The sequence below is a fragment of the Myceligenerans salitolerans genome (assembly GCF_017349295.1).
In the GTDB taxonomy this organism is placed as follows: domain Bacteria; phylum Actinomycetota; class Actinomycetes; order Actinomycetales; family Cellulomonadaceae; genus Myceligenerans; species Myceligenerans salitolerans.
This window is the reverse complement of the sequence record NZ_JAFMPK010000049.1, coordinates 103,683-127,448: the sequence shown is the minus strand read 5'-3', so window position 1 is coordinate 127,448 and position 23,766 is coordinate 103,683. Positions and strand designations below refer to the sequence as shown.

Annotated in this window: 19 protein-coding genes and 1 tRNA gene; 7 read left to right on the top strand and 13 right to left on the bottom strand. The window is 72.5% G+C overall.

The window, feature by feature from the left end; all coding sequences use genetic code 11:
• Positions 1-33: 33 nt before the first annotated feature.
• From J0911_RS19735 to J0911_RS19690, 10 genes are all read right to left on the bottom strand, one after another.
• Positions 34-843 carry a serine hydrolase gene (locus tag J0911_RS19735; protein ID WP_207277220.1) on the bottom strand — a complete coding sequence of 270 codons (810 nt, stop codon included), beginning with the start codon at positions 841-843 and terminating at the stop codon, positions 34-36.
• The gene (locus J0911_RS19730) at positions 843-1,544 is read right to left on the bottom strand and encodes a type 1 glutamine amidotransferase (protein ID WP_207277219.1); all 702 of its coding nucleotides are present in this window, start codon (positions 1,542-1,544) and stop codon (positions 843-845) included. Before J0911_RS19730 ends, J0911_RS19735 begins: the two co-directional genes overlap by 1 nt.
• Positions 1,541-2,644, bottom strand: coding sequence for an ABC transporter ATP-binding protein (locus J0911_RS19725; protein WP_207277218.1), 1,104 nt, complete (start codon positions 2,642-2,644; stop codon positions 1,541-1,543). The genes J0911_RS19730 and J0911_RS19725 overlap by 4 nt, the downstream gene beginning before the upstream one ends.
• Positions 2,637-3,836, bottom strand: coding sequence for an ABC transporter ATP-binding protein (locus tag J0911_RS19720; RefSeq protein ID WP_207277217.1), 1,200 nt, complete (start codon positions 3,834-3,836; stop codon positions 2,637-2,639). The genes J0911_RS19725 and J0911_RS19720 overlap by 8 nt, the downstream gene beginning before the upstream one ends.
• 70 nt (positions 3,837-3,906) lie before the next feature.
• A complete protein-coding gene (locus J0911_RS19715; protein WP_207277216.1) occupies positions 3,907-4,797 on the bottom strand; it encodes an ABC transporter permease in 891 nt (296 codons plus the stop codon).
• The gene (locus J0911_RS19710) at positions 4,790-5,794 is read right to left on the bottom strand and encodes an ABC transporter permease (protein WP_207277215.1); all 1,005 of its coding nucleotides are present in this window, start codon (positions 5,792-5,794) and stop codon (positions 4,790-4,792) included. The genes J0911_RS19715 and J0911_RS19710 overlap by 8 nt, the downstream gene beginning before the upstream one ends.
• Positions 5,795-5,840: 46 nt before the next feature.
• Positions 5,841-7,490 (bottom strand): peptide ABC transporter substrate-binding protein, encoded by a 1,650-nt coding sequence (locus J0911_RS19705; RefSeq protein ID WP_207277214.1) that lies wholly within the window; start codon positions 7,488-7,490, stop codon positions 5,841-5,843.
• Positions 7,491-7,682: 192 nt separating this feature from the next.
• Positions 7,683-11,762, bottom strand: a complete 4,080-nt coding sequence (locus tag J0911_RS19700; protein WP_207277213.1) for an endo-1,4-beta-xylanase — start codon at positions 11,760-11,762, stop codon at positions 7,683-7,685.
• A 330-nt stretch (positions 11,763-12,092) separates the two neighbouring features.
• Positions 12,093-12,770, bottom strand: a complete 678-nt coding sequence (locus J0911_RS19695; protein ID WP_207277212.1) for an ABC transporter ATP-binding protein — start codon at positions 12,768-12,770, stop codon at positions 12,093-12,095.
• A 69-nt stretch (positions 12,771-12,839) separates the two neighbouring features.
• Positions 12,840-14,357: an ABC transporter permease gene (locus J0911_RS19690; protein WP_207277211.1), complete on the bottom strand. Its 1,518-nt coding sequence runs from the start codon at positions 14,355-14,357 to the stop codon at positions 12,840-12,842.
• 124 nt (positions 14,358-14,481) lie between these two features.
• Between J0911_RS19690 and J0911_RS19685 the strand changes: the two genes are divergently transcribed.
• Entirely contained in the window at positions 14,482-15,258 is a 777-nt protein-coding gene (locus tag J0911_RS19685) for a nucleoside triphosphate pyrophosphohydrolase (RefSeq protein WP_207277210.1), read from the top strand.
• A gap of 141 nt (positions 15,259-15,399) precedes the next feature.
• Here the strand turns inward: J0911_RS19685 and J0911_RS19680 are convergent, their stop codons facing one another.
• On the bottom strand, positions 15,400-15,801 hold the full coding sequence (locus J0911_RS19680; protein WP_207277209.1) for a PPOX class F420-dependent oxidoreductase: 402 nt from the start codon (positions 15,799-15,801) through the stop codon (positions 15,400-15,402).
• A gap of 205 nt (positions 15,802-16,006) precedes the next feature.
• Here J0911_RS19680 and eno point away from each other — a divergent pair, with 205 nt between their 5' ends.
• From eno to J0911_RS19650, 6 genes are all read left to right on the top strand, one after another.
• Positions 16,007-17,287 carry a phosphopyruvate hydratase gene (gene eno, locus J0911_RS19675; protein ID WP_207277208.1) on the top strand — a complete coding sequence of 427 codons (1,281 nt, stop codon included), beginning with the start codon at positions 16,007-16,009 and terminating at the stop codon, positions 17,285-17,287.
• Positions 17,288-17,970: 683 nt separating this feature from the next.
• Complete coding sequence (locus tag J0911_RS19670) at positions 17,971-18,363, top strand: FtsB family cell division protein (protein ID WP_207277207.1); 393 nt, start codon at positions 17,971-17,973, stop codon at positions 18,361-18,363.
• 48 nt (positions 18,364-18,411) lie between these two features.
• Positions 18,412-18,906 carry a DUF501 domain-containing protein gene (locus J0911_RS19665; protein WP_207277206.1) on the top strand — a complete coding sequence of 165 codons (495 nt, stop codon included), beginning with the start codon at positions 18,412-18,414 and terminating at the stop codon, positions 18,904-18,906.
• A 53-nt stretch (positions 18,907-18,959) separates the two neighbouring features.
• Positions 18,960-20,006, top strand: a complete 1,047-nt coding sequence (locus J0911_RS19660; protein ID WP_207277205.1) for a Ppx/GppA phosphatase family protein — start codon at positions 18,960-18,962, stop codon at positions 20,004-20,006.
• Between the two features lie 92 nt (positions 20,007-20,098).
• On the top strand, positions 20,099-21,535 hold the full coding sequence (locus J0911_RS19655; protein ID WP_207277204.1) for an NAD(P)/FAD-dependent oxidoreductase: 1,437 nt from the start codon (positions 20,099-20,101) through the stop codon (positions 21,533-21,535).
• A 45-nt stretch (positions 21,536-21,580) separates the two neighbouring features.
• Positions 21,581-21,654 (top strand) — tRNA-Leu (locus J0911_RS19650).
• A 19-nt stretch (positions 21,655-21,673) separates the two neighbouring features.
• Here J0911_RS19650 and J0911_RS19645 read toward each other — a convergent pair.
• Together J0911_RS19645 and J0911_RS19640 are read right to left on the bottom strand one after the other, a co-directional pair.
• Positions 21,674-22,984, bottom strand: coding sequence for a cytochrome P450 (locus J0911_RS19645; protein WP_207277203.1), 1,311 nt, complete (start codon positions 22,982-22,984; stop codon positions 21,674-21,676).
• A 1-nt stretch (position 22,985) separates the two neighbouring features.
• The coding region (locus J0911_RS19640; protein ID WP_207277202.1) for a DUF1702 family protein at positions 22,986-23,766 on the bottom strand (781 nt) is incomplete at its 5' end.

Below are 23,766 nucleotides of genomic sequence, written 5' to 3'. Positions count from 1 at the left end.
CGTCGCATGGCCTAATGGACAGCTTGGTGGTCATTACGGGCCAGCCGTGGTCGGGCGGCTCATCACCGAGGCCATCGCGCCGAGCGCCTTGAGCGCCTCCTCCGCGTCCGGGTTCTCGTAGCCCCGCGTGCACACGGCGATCACGAGGGCGTCGGGGCCCGGGCCACCGAGGAACGCCACGTCGTGCCGGATTCCGTCCACCCAACCGGACTTGGAGCCGAAGACCGCGCCCTCCGGGAACGCCGCGGTGAGCTGGCGGTCCGTCTGGCGGGACAGGAGTTCCAGCATCCAGGCCGTCCGCCCGTGGCTCGCCAGCCGCCCGGTGACGAGGGCGCTCATCAGCCGGGCGAGGTCGCGCGCGGTCACGCGGTGCGAGGGGCCGGCTCCGGCCGCGGCGAGGTCGGAGTACAGGCGGCTCAGCACCGAGTCCGCACAGCCCGCGTCCGACAGCACCCGGTTGCACGCCTCGAAGCCGACCCGCTCGATCAGCATGTTGGTGGCCTCGTTGGAGGAGACGACGACCATCCGCTCCGCGACGTCGGCCAACGGCATGGGCGTGCCGTCCGGAGGAAGGCCCGGGTCGACGTCGTCCGGTTCGATCGTGAAGGTGCCGGCGCCCGGCACCTGCGAGGTGAAGGTCCGGGTCGCGAGCAGCTCCTCGTCCGGTGACGCCGTGCCGGCGTCCAGTTCGCGGGCGGTGGCGGCGAGCACGGCGAGCTTCACCGTCGAGGCGGCGTAGACCACCACGTCGTCCTCACGGGCGGCGAGCACCTCCCCCGAGGCCCGTGCGACGTGGAAGGCGATGAACGGCACGCCGTCGCTGTGCGTTCCCGTGCGAGGCATCACGAACCACCCGCCAGCGAGGCCCATGCCCTGACCACGGCGCGGGAACCGGCCTCGTTCTCCTCGGCGTGCTCCTTCGCGGCCGCCGCGAGGGCGGCGCGGTCCAGGCCCTGGTCGGCCAGTGCGGCTTCGTCCCAGCGCAGGATCGCGTCGGGTGGCGCCTCCGGGTGGAACTGCAGCCCCCACGCCGCGTGTCCCACCCGGAAGGCCTGCACCCGGCACTCCGCCGACGTGGCCAGAAGCGTCGCTCCCGGCGGGAGCGCGGTCACCGAGTCCTCATGGTTCTGCAGCATCCACAGGGTTCCGGGGGTGAACCGCCCGAGGATCGGGTCTCCCGCCGCGGCCGGCAGGACCTCCAGCGCGCACATTCCGCGCTCGGTCTCGCCCGATCTCGCGGTCACCTCGCCGCCGGCGACGTGGGCGAGCAGCTGTTCCCCCAGGCAGATCCCCAGCAGGGGGACCGCACGCTCCAGCGCCTCGGCGGTGAGCGCGCGCTCGCCGGGCAGCCACGGATGCTCCGCGTCGTCGTCGGGGAGATAGCCGCCGCCCAGCAGCACGACGCCGTCGTACCCGTCCAGGGTTCGGGGCAGGCCCTCCCACGCCGTGACGACGTCGGCGGTCACGCCGGCATCGGCGAGCCATCGCGTCAGACGCCGGGGCCCGGAGCCCTTCGAGTTCTGGACCACCAGCACACGTGTCATGACTCCACCTTCACCGCAGCAGGAACCGAGCGCGCGAAGTGACACGCCGCCCGCGGCTCCAGAACCGGGGCCGTCCGCGCGCACCGTTCGGGAACGTGGTGCCCGCCACCGGGCCGTTCGCCCGTGAGCACGGCGGTCTCCCCGGCGAGGGCGCCGTCGGCCGCCTCCGATCCGAGCGCTCGTGCCAGCGGGCACCGGGTGTGGAAGACACACCCCGCCGGAGGGTTCGTCGGCGACGGCGGTTCGCCTTCCAGCGTGATGGCTCCGTCGCCCCTGCCCGCGTCCCCCGCGGGGGCGAACCGCACCGCCGGGTCCGGTACGGGTGCGGCCGACAGGAGCGCCCGCGTGTAGGGGTGGCGGGCGTCGTCGTAGACGTCACCCGAGGGACCGTGTTCCACGACGTGCCCCAGGTACATGACCGCGACCTCGTGCGCGATGTGCCGCACGACCCCGAGGTCGTGCGCCACGAACAGGTACGACAGGCCCAGTTCCTCCTGCAGGTCCTGCAAAAGGTTCACCACCTGGCCCTGGACGGACACGTCGAGCGCGGACACCGGTTCGTCGCACACCAGGATGCCGGGACGCAGCGCGAGCGCCCGTGCGATGCCGATGCGCTGCCGCTGCCCGCCGGAGAACTGGTGCGGGTAGCGGCTCGCGTGGCCGGGTTCGAGACCCACCAGTTCGAGCAGCTCGCCCACGGCGGCGCGGCGCCCGCCGGCCGGGGTGATCCGGTGGATCGCGAAGGGCTCGCCGACGATCTCGCCCACGGACATGCGAGGGTTCAGCGAGGTGTACGGGTCCTGGAACACCATCTGCACGTCGCGTCGCAGCCGCTTGCGTCCGGCTCGGGAGAGGCGGGCCACGTCCTCACCGTGCACGAGCACCTGGCCCGCCGTCGGCCGCTCGATCCCCGCGAGCATGCGGGCGAGCGTGGACTTGCCCGACCCGGACTCGCCCACGAGCCCGAGGGTGCGCCCGGCGGCGAGCGTGAACGAGACGCCGTCGACGGCCTTCACGGTGGCGACGGTACGGCGCAGCAGGCCGCGGCGTACCGGGAAGTGCCTGACGAGCTGTCGGACCTCGAGCACGGGTTCAGGCATCGGTGGGCTCCTCGGTCTCCCGGGCGTCCCGCCGGCCCGTCGGCCGGGGTCGTCCCGAGGCCGCCGCCGGCACGTCGTGGGACGCGAGCACCTCGGCGGCGAAGTGGCAGGCGGAGGCGCGGGGGTACGACGACGCGTCGTCGTGCGGCTGCGTGGTCAGGGCCGTGGTCAGCGGGGGCCGTTCGGACCGGCACAGGTCGCCCGCCAGGTCGCAGCGTGGATGGAAGGCGCAGCCGGCCGGGAGCGCGGCCGGGCTCGGCGGCCGGCCGGGAATGACGGACAGGCGGGGCCTGCGCGCGTCGGCTCCCTGGGGGCCGCCCGAGGCAGCCGACGGGATCGACCGCAGCAGCGCGCGTGTGTAGGGATGGGCGGGTGCGCGGAACGTGTCCCGCACCGGCGCCCGCTCCACGACCCGTCCGGCGTACATGACGGTGACGTCGTCGGCCACCCCGGCCACCACGCCCAGATCGTGCGTGATGAGGACCAGGCCCATCCGCCGCTCGGCCTGGATCTCGGCGAGCAGCCGCAGCACCTGCGCCTGCACCGTGACGTCGAGCGCCGTCGTCGGCTCGTCCGCGATGAGCACGTCCGGGTCCATGGCCAGCGCGATCGCGATCATCACGCGCTGTCGCATCCCGCCGGAGAACTGGTGCGGATGGTCCTTCACCCGGCCACGGGCGTTCGGCACCCGCACGAGGTCCAGCAGTTCCACGGCCCGGCGTGCGGCGTCCCTGCGGGACAGCCCACGCCGCGCGCGCAGGGCCTCCGTCAGTTGGTATCCGACGGTGTGCACGGGGTTGAGCGCCGCCAGCGCGTCCTGGAAGACCATCGCGACCCGGTCCCCGCACCGGTCGCGGTGCTCCCGCCGGCTCAGGGTCAGCAGGTCCTCGCCCGCCAGGAGGACCTGACCGCGGGACACCCGTGCGCCGTCGGGCAGCAGTCCCATCACCGCGAGCGACGAGACCGACTTGCCCGACCCCGACTCACCGACCACCGCGAGCGTGCGCCCGGCGTCCACGCGGTACGACAGCCCGTCCACCGCCCGCACGGTGCCCTCCGCGGTGCGGAACTCCACCGCCAGGTCGCGCACCTCGAGCAGGGGAGCGCGCGACGACGCCGTCCGGCCGTCCCGCTCGGCCGCTGCCCGCCCCGTCCCCTCGGGCCCGGTGCCGCCCGCCTTCCGCACCCTCATGCGTCGCTCCCTTCCGCTCCGTGGCGCCCGTCGATGGTGCGCCCGCCGTGGTCGACCGCCGCTGCGCCGGTCATCGAGCCAGCCTCGGGTCGAGCGCGTCCCGCAGCGCGTCGCCGAGCACCACCAGCGCCAGCACCGTCGCCACCAGGCAGACCAGCGGGGCGAGCAGGATGTGCGGCGCGCCGCCCGTCACCCATTCGGAGCCCTGCTCGATCTGGATGCCCCAGCTCGTCGCCGGGGGCCGCACCCCGATACCCAGGAACGACAGCACGGCCTCCGCGCTGATCACGCCCGCCACGGAGGTGGGCAACAGCGCCGTCACCGTCCCGATCGCGTTCGGCAGCACGTGCCGCACCATGATGCGCACGTCGGAGGCACCCAGCGAACGGGCCGCGGTGACGTAGTCCAGGTTCTTCGCCTCCAGGGTGCTGGCCCGGACGTAGCGGGCGTACGGCATCCAGCCGAAAAGGATCAGCACGACCGCCGGAAGCAGAATGACCTGGAAGGTCCCGGCGCCCAGGTCGACGCCCTGGAACAGCGACAGCACGAGGAGCGCCGCCAGGAGCAGCGGGACCACGAGGAACACCTCCACGGCCCGCGAGACGAGGTAGTCCACCCAGCCGAGGTAGTACCCGGCGAGCAGCCCGAGCGTGACGCCGATCATGACCGAGACACCGACGACGACGGCGGCGAGCAGCAGCGACGGCCGGACACCGTGCACGAGCGTGGCCAGCACGTCGCACCCGAGGGCGTCGGTGCCCAGCGGATGCGCCGCTCCCCAGCCCTGCGGGTCCAGGCGCGCGTCCCGGATGGGGCACGACCGGGGGCTCGTGCTCGTGAACAGCGCCGGGAACGCCGCCATCAGCGCGAAGAACAGGACCACGGTCGCCGCGGCCACCGTGTCGGGGCGGCGCCGCAACGCCCGCCAGGCCCCGGCGAGCGGCCGGGCTTCCTCACTCATAGCGAATCCTCGGGTCGAGCACGGCGTAGGCGACGTCGACGACGATCATCACCACCACGGTGACGGCGGCCAGCAGGGTCACGATGCCCAGCACGAGCCCGACGTCGTCGTTCCGGACGGCCTCCCACAGGACGCCGCCCATCCCGTAGATGTTCATCAGACCCTCCGTGATCACGGCGCCTCCGAGCGCCTCGGCGAACGTGAGCCCCACGGCGGTGACCACCGGCACCGACGAGTTCCGCACCACGTGGTGCACGACGACGTGCCGCTCCGCCAGACCCTTCGACCGCGCGGTGCGCACGTGGTCGCCCTGGTAGGACTCGAGCTGTCCGGCCCGGACCAGGCGGATGAACGCCGCCGACCCGGCCAGGCCCAGCAAGATGCCCGGCACCACCACCGTGGCCCACGGATGGTCGGGGTCGAAGGAGGGCTTGAACCAGTACGGCGGCCAGCTGTCCTCACCGAACGTCTCCTCGGCCCACCGGTGCAGCGGCACGGCCACGACGTACCGGTAGACGATCAGCAGCACGAAGACCGGGAAGGCGTCGATGAGGACCGAGGTCAGCCGGATGCCGTGGTCGCCGGCCGACCCGCGCCGGCGCGCCGCGACCGAGCCGAGCACCATGCCGAGCGTCAGCCAGGTGATCAGCACGACGCAGAACAGCCGCAGGGTGTTCGGCGCCGCCGCGGCCACGATGTCGGACACCTCGCGGCCGCGCAGGTTGGTGCCGAAGTCGCCGCGCGCGTACTGGCCGAGCCGCTCGGCGAACGGGCCGAGGCACGGATCGCCCACCCGGTCGAAACAGGGATCGTCGAGCCCGAAACGCTGCTCGACGGCAGCCAGCTGCGCCGGCGACGCGACCTTGTCCCCGAAGAACGCCTGCGCCGGGTTGCCGTTGAGCTGGATGGCTACCGTGGTGAGCAGGTGCAGCAGGAACATCACGAGCAGCAGCGTGCCGACTGCCTGCAGCACCCTTCTGGTGACGTAACGGCCCATGGACTCCCTCGGTGCGGTTCTCGCGGTCGGTCGGGTGTGTGACGGCTCAGCCGTCCGAGACCTCGATCTCGCGCAGGATCGGCGCGCCCGAGAACGGGTTGAGGATCACGTTGTCCAGGCGCTCGCTGTAGTAGGTGGAGCTGAAGCCCCAGCGGAACGGGATGGTCGGGAACTCCTCGGCGAGGATGGCCTCGGCCTCCTGGTAGAGGGCCACGGACTCGTCGAGCGACGGCGCCGCCGCGGCCTCGGCCAGCTTGGCCTCGAACTCCTCGCTGTACCAGCCCCAGTGCCCCGCGCCGGGTTCACCCGAGGCGTAGAAGCTGAGGTAGTTCTCGTTCAGCGGGTAGTCGGGGAACCAGTTGTTCCGGAACATGCCGTCGAAGCCCTGCTCCGCGCGCGTGGTGAAGTAGTCGGTGGAGGGCAAGATGTTCAGTTCGTACGGGATGCCCAGCACCTCCTCGATGGAGTTGCCGATCGCGGTGAAGTACTCCACCTCGGCGTCGTCGTCACCCAGGCTGATCTGCAGCTTTTCGCCCTCGGGCCACCCGCCGGCCCGCTCCAGCGCGGCGCGGGCGGCCTCCGGGTCGAACACGCACCACTCGCACGTCCCGGCCTCGCCTCCGGGCACACCGCCCGGGACCACCCAGGAGTCGGCCGGGGTGGCCTGGCCGCTGCCGAGCGAGGCGATGATGCCCTCGCGGTCGATCGCCATCGAGATCGCCTTGCGGAACTCGATGTCGTTCCAGGGGCCGTCGGTGTAGCCGGAGAAGCCGAGGTACGTCAGGGCGGCGCCGGGGCGCTCGACGTACCGCTCGGCGAGCTCGGGATCGTTCCTCGCGGACTCCACCTCGGCCGTCGGCGGGAAGGAGAGATCGAGGTCGCCGGCCTTGAAGTCGGCCCACCCGGACGTCTCGCCCGTGGCGTACTCGGTCCAGTGGATCGCGTCGTACGCCGGGGTCTCGTCCAGCGGGTAGTCCGCCCACTTCTCGGCGGTCAGCTCCTGGCTCTGCTGCCACTCCGTCACCCGGAAGGGCCCGTTCCCGATCGGCTGCGTGGCGCACGCGTCGACGTCGTCCAGGCACTCCTGGGCCACGGGGAAGAAGCCGGTGTAGCCGAGCATCGTCGCAAACCCGGCGAACGGGGCGTCAAGGGTGACCTGGAGCGTCAGCGGGTCGAGGATCTCGAGCCCCGACAGCTCGTCCGCGGCGCCCTCGGCGGTGATGTTGCCCTCGTCGTCCGTGGTGGGCTGCATCTCGTCGTAGCCCTCGATGATGCCGAAGAAGTAGTTCGAGTACAGGCCGTTGTCGCCGTCGGCCGTGTAGTTCCAGGAACGCGCGAACGCCTCGGCGTCGACGGGCTCGCCGTTCTGGAACGTCAGGTCCGGCTTGATCGTGATGGTCCAGACGGTGTTGTCCTCGTCCGGCTCGATGGACTCGGCGACGTAGTTGTAGGGCTCGGTGGTCTCCGGGTCGTAGCGGACCAGGCCGTCGTAGACCACGTCGAGCACGCTGATGTTGTCGTAGCTGCCCGCGTCGCCCGGGAACAGGGTCTCCATGTCCTGGCTGATCCAGGTCTCCAGGGTGACCGGCCCGTCGGTGTCACCGCCGTCGGTGTCGCTCGGGCTGCAGGCGGCGAGCGTGAGTGCGACGGCGGCCACGCCGGCGGTCGCGGTGATCCTGGTGGTGATCTGCGCCATACCGGTAACTTTGGCATGAGTACGCACTAATGCAAGTAAAAGCTGGGTAACGGTGCGCGTGACGCCGGCCTGGGTGGCGTGACGCCGAGGCGGCGGCCCGCCGAACGGGCCGCCGCCTGGGCGGTGGTGCGGTGCCGAGGTAGCGGGGCGATCGCGCGGCCCGCTACCTCGGCAGCTCGGGGAGCGGCGGCGTCAGCGCCAGGGCCAGTGCCAGAAGGGCGCCAGCCAGCCCCAGACCCACTGCCAGGGGCTCGGATGCCGGACGGTGACCGGCTCCGAGGTGACGGCGACCGGGTCGTAGCCCTCGGCCTCGGCGGTGACCTCCACGGTCAGCTCGTGCCCGGCGTCCCACGGCTTGACCTTGTAGGTCTTGCCGGTTCCCGAGTGCTTCGGGTGGGGGTGCCCGGCCATCGGCTCGCCGTCACGCAGCCACTGGTAGGTGAACGTGACATCGTCGACCGACCACTCGCCGGGCTCGGCCGTGAGCGTCTTGCCCGGACGTGCCGTCCCGGTGATCTCCGGCGGTTCCGTGTTCCGGATCCCCGGCGCCTCGACGAGCCGGCCCACGCCCCAGTGCGCCGTGGACTGGTAGCCGGCCCCGGTCGGGTCGGCCCAGTTGCGGATCGCGGTCCGGGCGCCGTCGGTGGCGTCGTTCACCTGGAAGTCCAGGCCGTGGAACGTGCCGACTCCGCCGTACTCCAGCAGGTCGACAGCGGCCTCGACGACGTAGCCGCCTTCGACCTGCCGCACGGCCGACGTCAGCCGCGCCGCCTGGTCCGCCTCGTCGCCGGTACCGAACGACACCACGTTCTCGGCCGAGATCCGGATCTGCGTGTCGTCGGCGCGGTAGCCGCCGTTCTTCGCGTTGCCGGCGTCGACGTAGATCTCCACGGAGTCCTGGATCCACGGGTCCGAGCCCGACACGTCGATCGCCGGGTCGGCGACCTCCGCGAGCACGTACAGCGTGCTGCCGTGCCAGGTGGTCGACACGGTGGCCTCGGCGCCGTCCTCGCCCTCGACGGACTTGGCGGTGACCACGGGCTCGGCGGCGTCGTACGCGGCGTCGGCCGCACCGTCGATCACCGGCGCGGTCGCCGTCCCGGGGATCCGGGTGTACGAGAGCTCCTCGACGAGCGTCAGCGTGCCCAGGGCGCCGGGCGAGTTCCACGCCCCGGCGTCCTCGCCGCCGTCGGACACGCGCACGTCGAGGCCGAGCGTGTCGCCCTCGGCGGCGGCCTCCAGCGGCAGCCGGACGACGACGTCGTAGCCGCCGTCGCGCTCGGACACCACCGCGTCCGCGTCGCCGGATCCGTCGCGCGCGATCGTGTAGCCCGTCTCGCCCAGCGTGAGGGTCACCGCGTCGTCCGACGCCGTGGTGTCGTCCACCGACACGTAGGCGGTCAGATGGTCGGGTGCCCACCGCAGCTGGAACGCGGCGTTCCCGTCGGCGGCCGCGAACGTGTGCAGCGGGAGCTTGTCCCACTCCAGGGAGCCGGTCGCGTCGTCGTCCAGCGGCACGTCGCCCGCGAACACGTCCGCCGTGCGGAGCTTGGCGGGCAACTCGCCGTCGACCACGCCGTGGTACGCGGGCTTGGCCTGGTAGGCGTCGTCGAACACGAGCGGGGCGCCGCTGTCGACGCGCCACGAGCGGCCGTCCGTCAGGCCCCACACGGTGGCGCTGTACAGGTCGCCGGACCGTTCGCGGAAGGCCCGGAACGCGTCACGGTAGTAGTAGCCCTGCTCGATCAGGGCGGCCTGGGTGACGGGCGTCCCGGTCGTCACGTCCAGCTCGGTGACCGCCTGCGTCACCGGCAGGTCGGCGAACCGGTCCAGAGCCGTCTCCAGCGCGCCGACCGGCATCGACAGGTTCACGTGGAACTGGTGACCGACACCGTCCACCGGCACGCCGCGCGCCAGCAGCCGCTCGGTGAGCGCGAGGTACCGGTCCTGCTTGCCGGACTGCTCGGTGTTGTAGTCGTTGATGAACAGCGTCACCGGACGCTCCGGGACGGTGTCCGACGGCGGCGCGGCGTACGTCTCGTTGAACGCCTCGTCGGCGTAGCGGAACGCGAGGTCGACGAAGTCCTCGCCGAGGATCCGGTACCACTCCGAGCGACGCATGCCGTCGTCGTACTCGCCGCTGTCGGAGATGACCTCGTTCACCACGTCCCAGGCGACCAGCGGGTTCGTGTCCGAGCCGAAGGGCCCGTAGTCCGCCGCGAGGTCCTCCGCGACCGCGAAGATGTGCGTGCGCAGACGCTCGCGCAGGATCTCCTGGCCGGCGGCGTCCGCGGGCAGCGGGTCACCGGCGTCGTCCTGGAAGAACCATTCCGGCGTCTGGCTGTGCCACACCAGCACGTGCCCGTAGACGTTCAGGTCGTTCGCCGCGGCGAAGTCCATGAGGGCCGTGGCCTCGGAATGACGGCGGAAGTTTCCCTCGTCGTCGTACCAGGCCTCGGGCTTCATGTGGTTCTCGGGCGTGAGCTGGTCGAAGTGCCGGGTGGTGAGCTCCGCGGCCGGGCCGGTCGTCTCCCGGGCGTCGATCGCGACGCCGACCGGGAAGTCGGTGGTCTCGTGGATCGGCGTGAGGTCCTCGACGACCGGCGGCTCCGGGACCGAGATCTCGATGTCGTCCACGTACCAGTCGCTGAGGTTCTCGCCGTTGTACGCGGTCTCGAGGTAGAGCAGGGCGTCGTCGGCGGCGGGCATGGTGAAGGTCGCCGTGACCTCGCGCCACGAGCTGCTCGACATGCCGTCGAACTGGGCGACGGTGTCGTACGTGGTCTCGCCGCCGGAGGTGTGCGCGAGGCTGAGCCAGACATCACCCGGCGTGGCACCCTCGGCGAACCGGACCCAGGCGGACACGTCGTAGGTGACGCCGGCCCGGAGCGCCTCCGTCACGTCGAGACCGATCCCGTCACCCGTGTTCTCACGGTTCGTGATCCCGGCCGAGTACGTGGACTCGTGGGCGTAGGCGTCCGTGACCGCCACGTCGAAGCCGCTGCCGTCCGCGCCGTTGCGCGGTCCCCAGCCGCCGAGCGTGCCGTCCTCGAAGTCGGTGGTCAGCACCGTGCCCGACGCCGGGGGAGTGCCCTGCGGGAACACGAACTCCCAGCCGTCGGCGAGACGCTCGGTCACCACGGTCCGGACGGCGGCCAGGGTGCCCGAGCGGTCACCGCCGCCGTCGTGCGCCAGCACGAGCTCGCCCGGCACCATCGCCGCGCGCAGGTTCTCCGTGAGGACGGCCTCGTCCTGCGTCTCCCAGTCCGCGATCGTGTTGCGCACGTCCAGCGGTTGCATGCCCAGTTCGACGGCGACGTCGGGCGTCACGCCCCAGGAGCCGTTCGGCGCGCGCCAGAACGGGACCTTCTGGTTCGGGTTCCCGAGCGCCTGCCGGATGATCCGCAGGTTCTCGACCATGTCCGCGCGCACCTCGTCGGCGGACCAACCACCCATGTCGGCGTAGCCGGTCGAGTGGTTGCACAGCACGTGGCCCTCGTCCACGATCCGGCGCAGGATCTCGGCGCCGCCGTCGGCCTGGACGTTCTGGCCGATGACGCAGAACACGGCGGAGAGGTCGTGCTCGGCCAGGAAGTCCAGCAGCGCGGGCGTCGTGCCCGGGTTGGGGCCGTCGTCGAACGTGAGGGCGGAGACGTCGCCCGTGCCGTCCGCGAGGTACGCGGGCGTGGGCACCGGGTTGATCGCGCCGCCGGGGGCGGTGCCCGGGTCATTTCCGCTGTCCTCGCTGGTCACGAGGATGTCGTCGACCATGATCGTGTAGGGGCCGTCCTGGTCGGTGGTGCCGAGGTACGCCTGGAGGGCCGTGGGATCGGCGTCGGCCGCCGCGGTGAAGGACCCGGTGACGGTGGTCCACTCGGACGTGATGGTGGTGTTGCCGATCCAGTCGTAGTCCGGCTTCATGACGAAGCGGACGCCGGTGGAGGCCGGCTGGGTCTCGCCGTCGGCCGCGGGGGCGATGCGGGCGCGCATCGAGAAGTCGTAGGTGGCGCCCGCCTCGAAGATGCCGGTGGGGGACTGGATGCCCTCGTAGTCGGCGGCGCGAGTGATGGACAGGACGTTGTTGCCGGCGTCGTCCGGGTCGGGGACCACGTTCAGCGTGGCGCTCCCCGAGGCGGTCCAGGCGCCGGTGGTGCCGTCGGTGAAGTCGGCCTCGGTGATCGTGACCGGTGCGGCGGCGGCCGGTGACGTCATGGCGAGGGCCGCCGCGGTGCCCGTGAGTGCCAGTGCGGCGGCCGTGGCGGCAGCGGTCACGCGACGGCCGGGTCTGGTGCGGGGGTGTGTGAAACGATTTCCAGATGTGAAACGATTTCGATCGAACATCAGAGGCGCTCCCTTGCGCAGTCCGGGTGCTTGGTCGCGATCGTAGCCACATCCGGGCGACGGGGGCCAGTCGGCCCGGGGTGATTCCCCGGTACCGTCGCTCCGCTGCACCCCGCGGCCGGTCCTCCGCGCGGTGCGGCCGGCTCTCCGCGGTGTGGTCGGTCCTTTGCGCGCGGAGGTCGGTCCGTTGTCGAGCGGTCGGTCCCCTGAGGGACCGACCGCACGGACAACCAACCGACCGCTCGACAAAGTGCCGACCGCTCAGCGGCCGGTCAGCTCCTTGACCCGCCCCTTCGCGATCCGGATGCGGCGCGGGCTGCGGGCCGCGACGGCCGAATCGTGCGTGACCAGGACCAGTGTCAGGCCCTGTTCCTTCCACAGGCCCTCCAGCAGGTCGATGATCTCGTCGCGGGTGTCCTCGTCGAGGTTCCCCGTGGGCTCGTCGGCCAGCAGCACGGTCGGGTCCTTCACCAGCGCCCGCGCGATCGCGACCCGTTGCTGCTGGCCGCCCGACAGCTCGCCCGGCAGGTGGTCGGCGCGCTCACCCAGCCCCACCGACTCCAGCGCGGCCACCGCCCGGCGCGCCCGGTCCGCCTTCGCCGCACCCGCGGGTACCAGCGCCGTCTCGACGTTCTCCTGGGCAGTGAGCGTCGGGATGAGGTTGAAGTTCTGGAACACGAAGCCCACCGTCCGCGCGCGGACCCGCGTCAACCCGGCGTCGTTCATCGTGGCCAGGTCCTTGCCGTCCAGGACCACGCTGCCCGACGTCGGCCGGTCCAACCCGCCCAGTGCCTGCAGCAGCGTGGACTTGCCGCCTCCGGTGGGTCCCTGGATGGACAGCAGCTCGCCGTCCTCGATCCGCAGGGACACGTCGCGCAGCGCGTGCACGGTCCGCTTCCCCTGGGTGTAGGTCTTGGTCAGTTTCTCGATCTGGTACATCACATGCCTTCTCTCGTTGTCCGACGACGTGCCGTGGTTCCGTGGGCCCGTGCCACGTGGTGACCGGCCTCAGGCGAGCGAACGGAACGCCTCCGCCGGCCGCAGGCGCGCCGCGCGCTGCCCGCCGACGACGCCCGCCACGAGCCCGCCGAGCACCGCCAGGCCGACCGCCGCGGCGACGACCCACACGGAGACCGGCGCCTGCAGGACGACGTCGGACACCGTCCCGGCGAGCCCGCCTCCGGCACCCCCGCCGAAGCCCGCCGGGCCGCCGGCCGCGGCCTCGCCGGCTCCTTCCGGCAGGGCCTGGCCCATCCGCCGACCACCGCCGAGCGCGACCTGCGCCCCGGTGGAGCCGCTCAGCGTGATCCCGGAGAGGTTCACCGCCAGGACGGAAAGGCCGCCGAGCGCCACGCCCGCGACGCCGCCGATCAGCCCCTGGGCGACCGACTCACCCGCGATCTGGCCCACCACACGGCGCTGCGACCAGCCGAGCGCCTTGAGGGTGCCCAGCTCGCGCGTGCGGCGGTTCACGCCGGACACGGTGAACAGGATCGCGAGCCCGAAGGCCGCGAGCAGGACGATCACGGACAGCCACGTGCCGAGCGTCGAGACGAGGGACGACGCCGTGGACAACGAGCCGGACACGCCGTCGGCCAGGTCGGCCTGGGTGGAGACGGTGGCGTCGGGCAGCTCCGCGGCGATCGCCTCGGACACGGCCTCGACGTTCGACGAGGAGTCCACCTGCACGTACAGCGTCGTGACCTCGGCGTCCAGGTCGGCGAGCGCGGCGGCCACGTCGAGGGGGAGGTAGACGTTCGCCGCCGTCTCCACACCTTCACCGGTGGTCGAGGCCACCGTGCCGATCACCTCGACGTCGGAGCCTCCGACCGAGACGGTGTCACCAACCCCGATCTCCTCCTGTTCCGCGTAGACGGCGTCGAGCACGGCGACGTCCTGGCCGGCGTCGGACGCCTCGAAGGCGCGGCCGTCCGCGACCTCGGTCGTGGTGAGGGGGCCGACCGCGGCCGCCGCGGGGTCGATGCCGGTGACGGTCTGCTGGTCGATCTCGAACGACGACGGCCCACCCTGGCCGCCACCCCCGGCGCCGGCCCGGGGCGCGACCGCGATCCCGCCGCCCTCGCCGAGCTGTTCGAGGTCCGGCATCTCGCCGGAGAAGCTCGTGCTGGTGAGTTCGAGCGTCGCGGCCGCCCCCGAGACGTTCTCGAGGCCGCTCACCGTGTCGAGCGTCCCGGCGTCGAACGACGTCGTCCCGGGAGTCGTCGTGAGCCGCTCCTGCGCGAGCTGCCGCGTGCCGTCCTCGGTGGCCTCGCCGTCCTCCGCGCCGAAGTCGAACCGGCGGGGACCGAAGCCGCCGCCCTCGCCGGGCTCGGCGGTCTGCGTGACGGTGATGTCCGTGCCGACGCCGTAGACGGACTCCAGCACGGCGGCCTGCGCGTCCCGCACTCCCGCCGACACGGAGGAGACCACCATGACCAGCGCGATCGCGACGGCCAGCCCGATCGCGACCACGGCCGTCTGCTTACGTCTGTTGCGCAGCTCCCTGCGCAGGTACGTGAGAAACATGGGGCCGAGGCTCGCGAGGACCGCTGGACCCGGCCTGCCGTGACGCTGTGGCGAGCCTGTGAGGTCACGAGGACCGGTACGGCGCGTGGGGCGCGGGCGGTCCGCCCCGTGGGACCATCAACACATGGATGAGCTGCGCCGCGCCGTCGACGTCATGGACCGTCTCTACTCGCCGGGCGGGTGCCCGTGGGACCGGAGGCAGACGCACTCCTCGCTCGTGCCGTACCTCCTGGAGGAGGCGCACGAGCTGGCCGAGGCGATCGAGTCCGGCGACCGCGGTCACATGCGGGAGGAACTCGGCGACGTGCTGCTCCAGGTGCTGTTCCACGCGCGGATCGCGGCCGAGGAGACGGAGCCGTTCACGGTCGACGACGTCGCCCGCGAGCTCGCCGACAAGCTGGTACGCCGGCACCCGCACGTGTTCGCCCCGGACGGTGAGGATCGCTCCGTCGACGACGTGCTCATGGGCTGGGAGGACGCCAAGCGGGCGGAGAAGCGGCGCGCGTCCGTGCTGGAGGGCATCCCGCTCGCGCAGGGCGCGCTCGCCCGGGCACAGCAGGTCGTGTCGCGGGCGACGAAGGCGGGGTTCGCCGAGCTGTTCGACGGCGGCCTGCCGGACATCACGCTGCCGGACGACGACATCACATCGCCGGACGAGGCCAGGGCGCTGCCGGACGACGACGAGAGCGATGCCCCGCGACCGGGCAGGGACGAGTCGGTGTCTCGCTCGGCGACGGGTGCCCCGGGGGCGCCGGGTGAGCTGGCGCGGCACTACGGGGTGGAGCTGCTCGACGTCGTGCGGCGGGCGGAGGCGGACGGGATCGACGCCGAACAGGCGATGCGTGCCGTGAGCCGGGCCCTGGAGGCGCAGGTGCGTGCCGAGGAGTCGGCCAGGTCCTGACCGGGGAGCCGCCAGGTCTTGACGTGGGGAGCCGGCCAGGGCCTGACCCGGGTACGCATCCCCTCGCGGGCGGCGGAGGGACGCGCGGCACGGGCGTCGGAGGGACGCGCGGCGTCCCCGCGCCGCGCGCCCGCCGCGCCCTCAGCTCTCGGCGGTGAAGTCCATTCCGCCCGAGGCGATGACGTCGACCAGGTAGGCGTTGCGCGCGCCCGCGTCGCGCGGGTACGGCCCGCCGGTGTACTTCGCCGAGAGCCGGTCGACGAGTGCCCAGCCGTCGTCCCCGTCGACCGTGCGGACGACGCGCCCGCGCAGCCAGGCGCCACGTAGCGGTGTGGCGGAGTCGAGCACGGACACGGCGACGCGCGGGTCGGCCGTGACGTTGCGTGCCTTGCGGCTGTCCGGTCCGGTCAGGAAGAGGAGGCGGTCGCCCTCCCAGTCGACCCACAGCGGGACGGCGTGCGGCGACCCGTCCGGCAGCAGGGAGGCGAGGTGTCCGATGTTCGCGCCCGCGACGAGCTCGCGGGCCAGGGCGTGGATGGTCATGTGGGGTGGACGACGTGGACACGCCTGACTCATCGGCGTCGGTCCGCACGGGACCCGGCCCGTGCCCCGCACGGGACCCGGGCCCCTGTCCCGCCCGGGGCACGGCCCCGTGTCCGCTGGTCGGTCCGGGTTATCACGAGGGGCCGGGCTTGCCCATAGGCTGGGGGCCGTAACCTCCGAGCAACAACCTGATCGAGGAGAACCCGTGGCTAGCATCGAAGCCGTTGGAGCACGCGAGATCCTGGACTCGCGCGGCAACCCGACCGTCGAGGTCGAGATCGTCCTGGACGACGGGACGTATGCCCGTGCCGGCGTGCCGTCGGGCGCGTCGACGGGCGCGTTCGAAGCCGTCGAGAAGCGTGACGGTGACAAGAGCCGCTACCTGGGCAAGGGCACGGAGCAGGCCGTCGCCGCGGTGAACGACCAGATCGCCCCCGAGCTGATCGGGTACGACGCCGAGGAGCAGCGCATCGTCGACGCGACGATGCTCGAGCTCGACGGCACTCCGAACAAGGGCAACCTCGGTGCCAACGCGGTGCTCGGCGTGTCTCTCGCGGTCGCGAAGGCCGCGGCGAAGTCGTCCGGCCTGGACCTGTTCCGCTACGTCGGCGGTCCGAACGCGCACGTGCTGCCCGTCCCGATGATGAACATCCTGAACGGCGGCTCGCACGCCGACTCGAACGTGGACATCCAGGAGTTCATGATCGCGCCGATCGGCGCCCCGAGCTTCAAGGAGGCGCTGCGCACCGGCGCCGAGGTCTACCACGCCCTCAAGTCGGTGCTGAAGGAGAAGGGCCTCGCCACGGGCCTCGGTGACGAGGGCGGCTTCGCGCCGAACCTCGCGAGCAACCGCGAGGCGCTGGACCTGATCCTCGTCGCGATCGAGAAGGCCGGCTACACGGCGGGCTCCGACGTGGCGCTCGCGCTCGACGTCGCCTCCACGGAGTTCTTCGCCGAGGGCTCGTACTCCTTCGAGGGCGGCAAGAAGTCGACCGAGGAGATGGTCGACTACTACGGCCAGCTCGTGTCCGACTACCCGCTCGTCTCCATCGAGGACCCGCTGAGCGAGGACGAGTGGGGCGCCTGGTCGGCCCTCATGGAGTCGGTGGGCGACAAGGTGCAGATCGTGGGCGACGACCTGTTCGTCACCAACCCGGAGCGCCTGGCCCGCGGCATCGCGGAGAAGTCGGCCAACTCGCTGCTGGTCAAGCTCAACCAGATCGGCACGCTGACCGAGACGCTCGACGCCGTCACGCTCGCCCAGCGCAACGGCTTCACCACGATGACCTCGCACCGCTCCGGCGAGACCGAGGACACCACCATCGCGGACCTGTCCGTGGCCACCAACGCCGGCCAGATCAAGACCGGCGCCCCGGCCCGCGGCGAGCGCATCAACAAGTACAACCAGCTCCTGCGTATCGAGGACGCCCTGGACGACGCCGGTGTCTACGCCGGCCGCACGGCGTTCCCCCGCTTCCAGGGCTGAGACCGGCCCGCGGGACCCGCCCGGGCCTCCGGGTGGTCCGCGAGCCGCCTGCCCGCCGAGCACGGCCTGGGCGTCGACGGAACCACTTCCGTCGGCGCCCGCATCGTGCCCGGGCCGGGAACACGGCGCGTCCGCCGGGAGACCGGCGGACGGCGCGCCGCTCGAAATGTCGTGATCAGCGCGGTCCGGGTCGGCACAATCATGGCGTGTCCTCCTCTCGTCGCCCCGCGTCGCCGTCCGGTCCGGGGCGGCGCCGTCCGGCTGCCCGGCCGCAGCCGGCCGACGACCCCACGACGAGGGCGGCAGGTGGCGGCGACGCTCCGGGGACCAAGGCCGCCCCCGGTGGTCGGCCTGCCTCCGAGAAGACGAAGGGGGCGAAGACCCCCGGGCGAGAACCCGCGCCCCCGGCGTCCGGCGCCGGCCGTAAGCGTCCCCCGTCCGCGACGAGAGCCTCGGACAGGTCCACGGTGTCCGCGCCCGGCGCCGCCAAGGGCAGCGGTGCCCCGGGCGGCCGGCGGCCGACGTCGTCGGGCGGCTCGAGGAGCCCGCAGCGCGGGCCGGGCAGCGCCAAGCGGCCCCCGCAGCCCCGCCCGCGCCGTACCGCGGACGCGAGTGCGCCGGCGAACGGTGGCAGGACCCGGCCCACACGGTCGCAGAGGCAGAGGTCCCGTTACGGGTTCGCGGTGCCCGAGGTCCTGACGGTGCGGGCGCTCGTGCTGTCGGTGGTCGTCCTGCTCGCCGTCGTGCTGCTGCTGCCGACGGTACGGGCGGTGGTGACGCAGCAGGCGCAGCTGTCGGACCTGCGGCAGGAGCTGTCCGAGCAGCAGGAGCAGAAGGCCGCGCTGGAGAACGAGCTGGCGCGGTGGGACGACCGGTCGTACGTGATCGAGCAGGCACGGACCCGGTTGCGCTTCGTCATGCCGGGCGACACCCCCTGGCGGACGCTCGACGGCGACTCGGTGCAGGAGGAGGAGCCGGAGCCGGGCCCCGTGCGAACCCCGCGCGAGGAGCAGGACGAGGACACCCCGTGGTACACGACGCTCTGGGACTCGCTCCGCATCGCCGACTCGGGCTGAGGGCCCGCGCGAGTGGGGGAGAATGAGCGGGTGAGTGAGAGTGCCGCCGTGAGTTCCGAGACCGTCGACCCGCAGGATCTCGCCGTGCTCCAGGAGCAGCTCGGGCGGGTGCCGCGGGGCGTAGTGGGGATCGCGGCGCGCTGCGTGTGCGGGCGTCCCCTCGTCGCGCGGACCGCGCCGCGCCTGCCCGACGGAACGCCGTTCCCCACCACGTTCTACCTGTCGCACCCCGGAGCCGTCGCGGCGGCGTCGCGCCTCGAGGCGAACGGTGTCATGAAGGAGATGAACGAGCGGCTGGGCGAGGACGAGGACCTGGCCGCGCGTCACCGCGCGGCACACGAGCACTACATCGCGCGGCGTGAGGAGCTCGGCCACGTCGAGGAGATCGACGGCATCTCCGCGGGCGGGATGCCCACGCGGGTGAAGTGCCTGCACGCCCTGATGGCCCACGCGCTCGCCGCGGGGGCCGGCGTGAACCCCTTGGGCGACGAGGCGTTGGAGCTGGCCCGGGAGGACTGGCGTCCGGACCGCTGCACCTGTTGACCTCCCGCGCCCCGTCCTGCGACTCACCGAGCGACTCCTGAGGAGCCCGATCCATGACATCCCGCGTCGCCGCCATCGACTGCGGCACCAACTCGATCCGTCTGCTCGTCGCGGACGTCGACGACGCCGGCGGGCTCACCGAGCTCGACCGCCGCATGGAGATCGTGCGGCTCGGGCAGGGCGTCGACCGCACCGGTGAGCTGCACCCGGAGGCCCTGGCACGGACCGTCGCGGCGACGCGGCGGTACGCGGAGGCGATCGAGGCGCTGGGGGCGGCGAAGGTGCGGTTCGTGGCCACGTCGGCCACCCGGGACGCGCGGAACCGGGACGAGTTCTTCTCCGGTGTGCGGGACGTCCTCGGGGTGGACGTCGAGGTCGTCTCGGGCGACGAGGAGGCGGCGCTGTCGTTCCGCGGTGCCACGAGTGCCGTGGCCCGGACGCATCCCGGGCCGTTCCTCGTGGTGGACCTGGGCGGCGGGTCGACGGAGCTCGTTCTCGGCGAGGACCGCGTGGATGCCGCGCACTCCATGGACGTGGGATCGGTGCGCCTGACCGAGCGCCACTTCCTGCCGGGGGCCCGCGTCGAGGCGGGCGCGACGACGGCAGCCGTCGCGGAGGGCAGTTCCGCGGGCGCCGCCCTGCCGCCGCGGGGCGCGGTGGCCGCGCCGGAGGGACCGCCGACGCCGGCCCAGGTGGCGGCCGCTCGGGCGGACGTCCGGGCGGCTCTGGACGTCGCCACCCGGGTGGTCCCGGTCGCGAAGGCCCGGACGCTGGTGGGCCTCGCGGGCTCGATCACCACGGTCACCGCGCACGCGCTCGGCCTGACGGCGTACGACCGTGGCCGCGTCGGCGGTGCCGAGCTGCCGGTGAGGACCGTTCTCGCCTCGTGCGAGGCGCTGCTGACGTCCTCGCGTGACGAGCGCCGGGCGATGGGCTTCCTGCATCCCGGGCGGGTCGACGTCATCGCCGCGGGTGCGCTCGTCTGGTCGGAGGTCGTCGAGAGGGTGGTGCACGAGGTGGTGGCGGCCGGCGGGACGTTGACGGACGTGGTGACGAGTGAGCACGACATCCTGGACGGGATCGCGTTGTCGCTTGCCTGACGTGTTACCGCGACCTCACCGTGTCGCGTGTCACGGCGAGAGCCGGTGGACACGGGGATGTGAGTGAGTTGGCGCGCGGTAGTCTGAGAGTCATGCCTCAGAACGACCTGACCTCGGTCAGCCATGCCCAGACCGCGGCTACCTCGCCCCGTCCGCGCAAGGTGCCGCGGATCCTGGTGCTCGGCGGAGGGTCCGTCGGCCTCTATGTGGCGCGCCGCCTGCGCAAGAAGCTGAAGAAGCGGGAGGCGGCGATCGTCGTCGTCGACCCCCGGCCGTACATGACGTACGCGCCGTTCCTGCCCGAGGCCGGTGCCGGTTCCATCGACGCGCGCGACGTCGTCGCGCCGCACCGTCGTGCCCTGAAGGGCGTCGACGTGCTGCAGGGCAAGGTCACGGCCATCGAGCACGGGCGCAAGCACGTCACGATCACGCCCGAGGAGGGCGACCCCTACGAGGTCTCGTACGACGAGCTCGTCGTGGGGCTGGGATCCGTCTCCCGCACGCTGCCCATCCCGGGCCTCGCCGAGACGGCCATCGGCTTCAAGAACGTGGAAGAGGCCATCGCGGTCCGCAACCACGTGATCAACCGTCTCGACGTCGCGTCCTCCACCTGGGACGCGGAACTGCGCACCCGGATGCTGACCTTCACGTTCGTCGGCGCCGGCTTCGCGGGCATCGAGGCCCTCGCCGAGATCGAGGACATGGCGCGGTACGCGACCCGTCAGTACGACACGATCTCGCCCGAGGACCTGCGCTTCGTCATGATCGAGGGCACGGGCCGCATCCTGCCCGAGGTCACGGAACCGATGAGCCTCTACGCGCTCGACACGATGAAGGAGCGTGGCATCGAGTTCCACCTCGAGACCTTCCTGTCGTCGTGCGAGGGCGGGCACGTGGTGACCTCGACGGGGGTCGAGTTCGACTCCGACACCATCGTGTGGACCGCGGGGGTCAGGGCCAACCCGGTGATCAAGGAGCACTCCGACCTCCCGGTGGACAAGATCGGCCGGGTCGCCGTCACGCCGGCGCTGCAGGTGGTCACCGAGGACGGCGAGGTCGTCGAGGGCGCCTGGGCCGCGGGAGACTGTGCCGCCGTTCCGGACCTCGTGAACCCGGGCTCGTTCTGCCCGCCGAACGCTCAGCACGCGATCCGTCAGGCGAAGCGCCTGGCCGACAACATCGTCGCGCAGTACAAGGGCCGCGAGCCGCAGGACTACGAGCACAAGAACCTCGGGGTCGTGGCGTCGCTCGGTCTGTACAAGGGCGTCGCCGAGCTGTTCGGCTGGCTGAAGCTGCGCGGCCCGCTCGCGTGGCTGGCGCACCGCGGCTACCACGTCATGGCGATGCCGACGGGCAACCGCAAGATCCGCATCCTCATCGGCTGGGTCGGGCAGTTCCTCATGGGCCGCGAGCTCGTCTCCCTCGGTTCGCTGCACGACCCGCGCAACGAGTTCCGCGCCGCCGCCGTGCCGCCGCCGAAGCCGAAGGAGAAGGTGGTGCAGAAGGTCACGGCGTCCGCCGGGAAGTAGGCATGGCGCGGGCGTCGGCTCCGGCCGATTAGGCTCTGAGCCGACGCCCCCATAGCCCAACTGGTAGAGGCAGCCGGCTTAAACCCGGCGAAGTACGGGTTCGAATCCCGTTGGGGGCACGCGATGTCGTCCCACCGGTCACCGGGCGTCCGCACCGCCGCGAGGCACGGCGGTCACCGGAAGGGGCTCGAGGGGCGACTGCGACATCCGGGCGTTCGGGGTGGTCGGGACGCCCGGCCGGAACTCCAGGAACAGGTGCCGTGCGGCGGTGGCGAGCCAGATCACGGCCTCGGTCTGGGCCAGTGCCCCGCCCGGACAGGCGCGGGGACCCGCACCGAACGCCAGGGACGGCACACCGGCACGTGCGTCGAGGTGGCGTTCGGCACGGAACTCGTCCGGGCTCTCGACGCGTCGGCCGACGGCGCCGGGCAGGATGAGCACCTCGTCGCCCGGCGCGAGCTCGACCCCGTCGACGACATCGGCCGCCACCGCTCGGCGGCTGATCAGCCAGACCGGTGGCCGCAGTCGCAGGGTCTCCTTGAAGACCGCGTTCGCCCACTCCAGTTCTCCGACGTGCGCCGCGGTCGGCGTCTCTCCCGCGAACACCCGTTCCGCCTCCGCACGCAGCGTCTCCTGCAGCCCGGGCCGGGCGGCGAGAAACGTCGATGCCCAGGTCAGGGTGCTCGACGTCGTCTCGTAGCCGGCGAGGAACAGGCTGATCATCCCCTCGGGCCGAGCCCACGCCTCCTTCCGGCGCAAGCCCGACAGGGCCGTCGCCGACGCCGCGGACAGAGTCCGCAGGGCGGCCCGGACCCGCCGGTTGCTTCGCGGGCGCAACGCGATGGGAACCAGGCCCTGGACGATGCTGCGGAAGATCGCCTCGTCCTGGACGGCGTCGAACGCCTCGTGGATGTCCTCCGCCGAGGGGGAGGGAAATCCCATGGTCTCGGCCAGGCAGTCGAGGGTGTAGGCCGTCAGCGCGATCGGCAGGGACGGAGGTTCGGCGGAGCAGAGCCGGCGGACGGACCGGTCGGCGTGACCCGCGATGGCCGCCGCATGGCCCTCCACCTCCTTGGCGCGTAGCGGCCGGGAGGCGTCTCGTCGTTGCCTGCGCCAGTGGTCGCCCTCCGCGGTGAGCAGGCCGTCGCCGATGATCTGCCGCGCGTGCGACTGCCCCAGTCCCTTCTCGTAGGCCGCGGCGTTCGTGACGAGGACATGCTTCGTCGCCGACGGCGTGGCCGTGATCAGCATCGCGCCGAACGGCGTACGCAGCAGTACACCGTGCGGGTGCGACTCGACCTGGTCGACCAGGCGGTCGACCCGGTCATGACGGGTCAGCGCCCAGAGCACCCGCGCCGTGGCGCCGGCGCCGAGCGCCAGCGGCCCGTCGCCGGTGGCCGCGGGGCCGGCGTGCTCGACCCCCGCCGGGCTGGTCGGTTGCAGGGTCATGTCACACCGGCCTCGGGTCGGCGTCGGCGTGCGCTGCCCGGTCCGACCGCGCCAGGTGCTCCGCGAGGCGGTGCCGCCACTCCTCGTAGACGGACCAGTCCCCTCGGTCGGCCCGCTGGCCCGGCGGCCGGGTGATCGCGCAGGCGTTGACGGCGTCGTCGAGGTCGGTGCCGCAGAGCACCCGTACCGCCACGGGTGTGTGGGCGGTCACGGTGCCGGCCCGGTGCCGGGCCTCGGCGGCGAAGGCGCTCCCTTGCCGCAGCCATGCCAGGTCGGTGCCGGCCGCCTCCCGGAGCTCGTGCAGGGCCTCGGCGTCCCGGCCTCCCGCGTAGGTGGCGGCCAGGCCGACGCCGGCCCACATCGACCCCCGCTGGTCGGCGGCGAAGGACGTGATGATCGTGTCGAGGCGGGCGGGTGACCCGCCGCTCACGAACCACAGGCCACGGCCCACGCCCTGCATGAGCTGCTGGATCCCCTGTTCACGAGGGCCCGGCCACCGGTCGAACGGGAACGGCCCCCGTTTCCGCGACAGTCCGCGGTTCCGCAGGACGGTCTTCTCGGAGAGGACCTGAGCGGTGTGGAAGAAGACCTCGTGGAAGCCGTAGCCGTCGAGGACGAGCGGGCCGATCATCGGGTCGACGCGGCGCAGGTCGGGCCAGAGGGGCAGCGGCATCCTGGCGAGTGCCCAGCCGAGGCCGACGTGCATCATGTAGCTGTGCCGGCCGCCGCTGACGGAGACGAGCTCATGGAACGCGGCCCGGTGCCACGGCTCCAGCATGCCG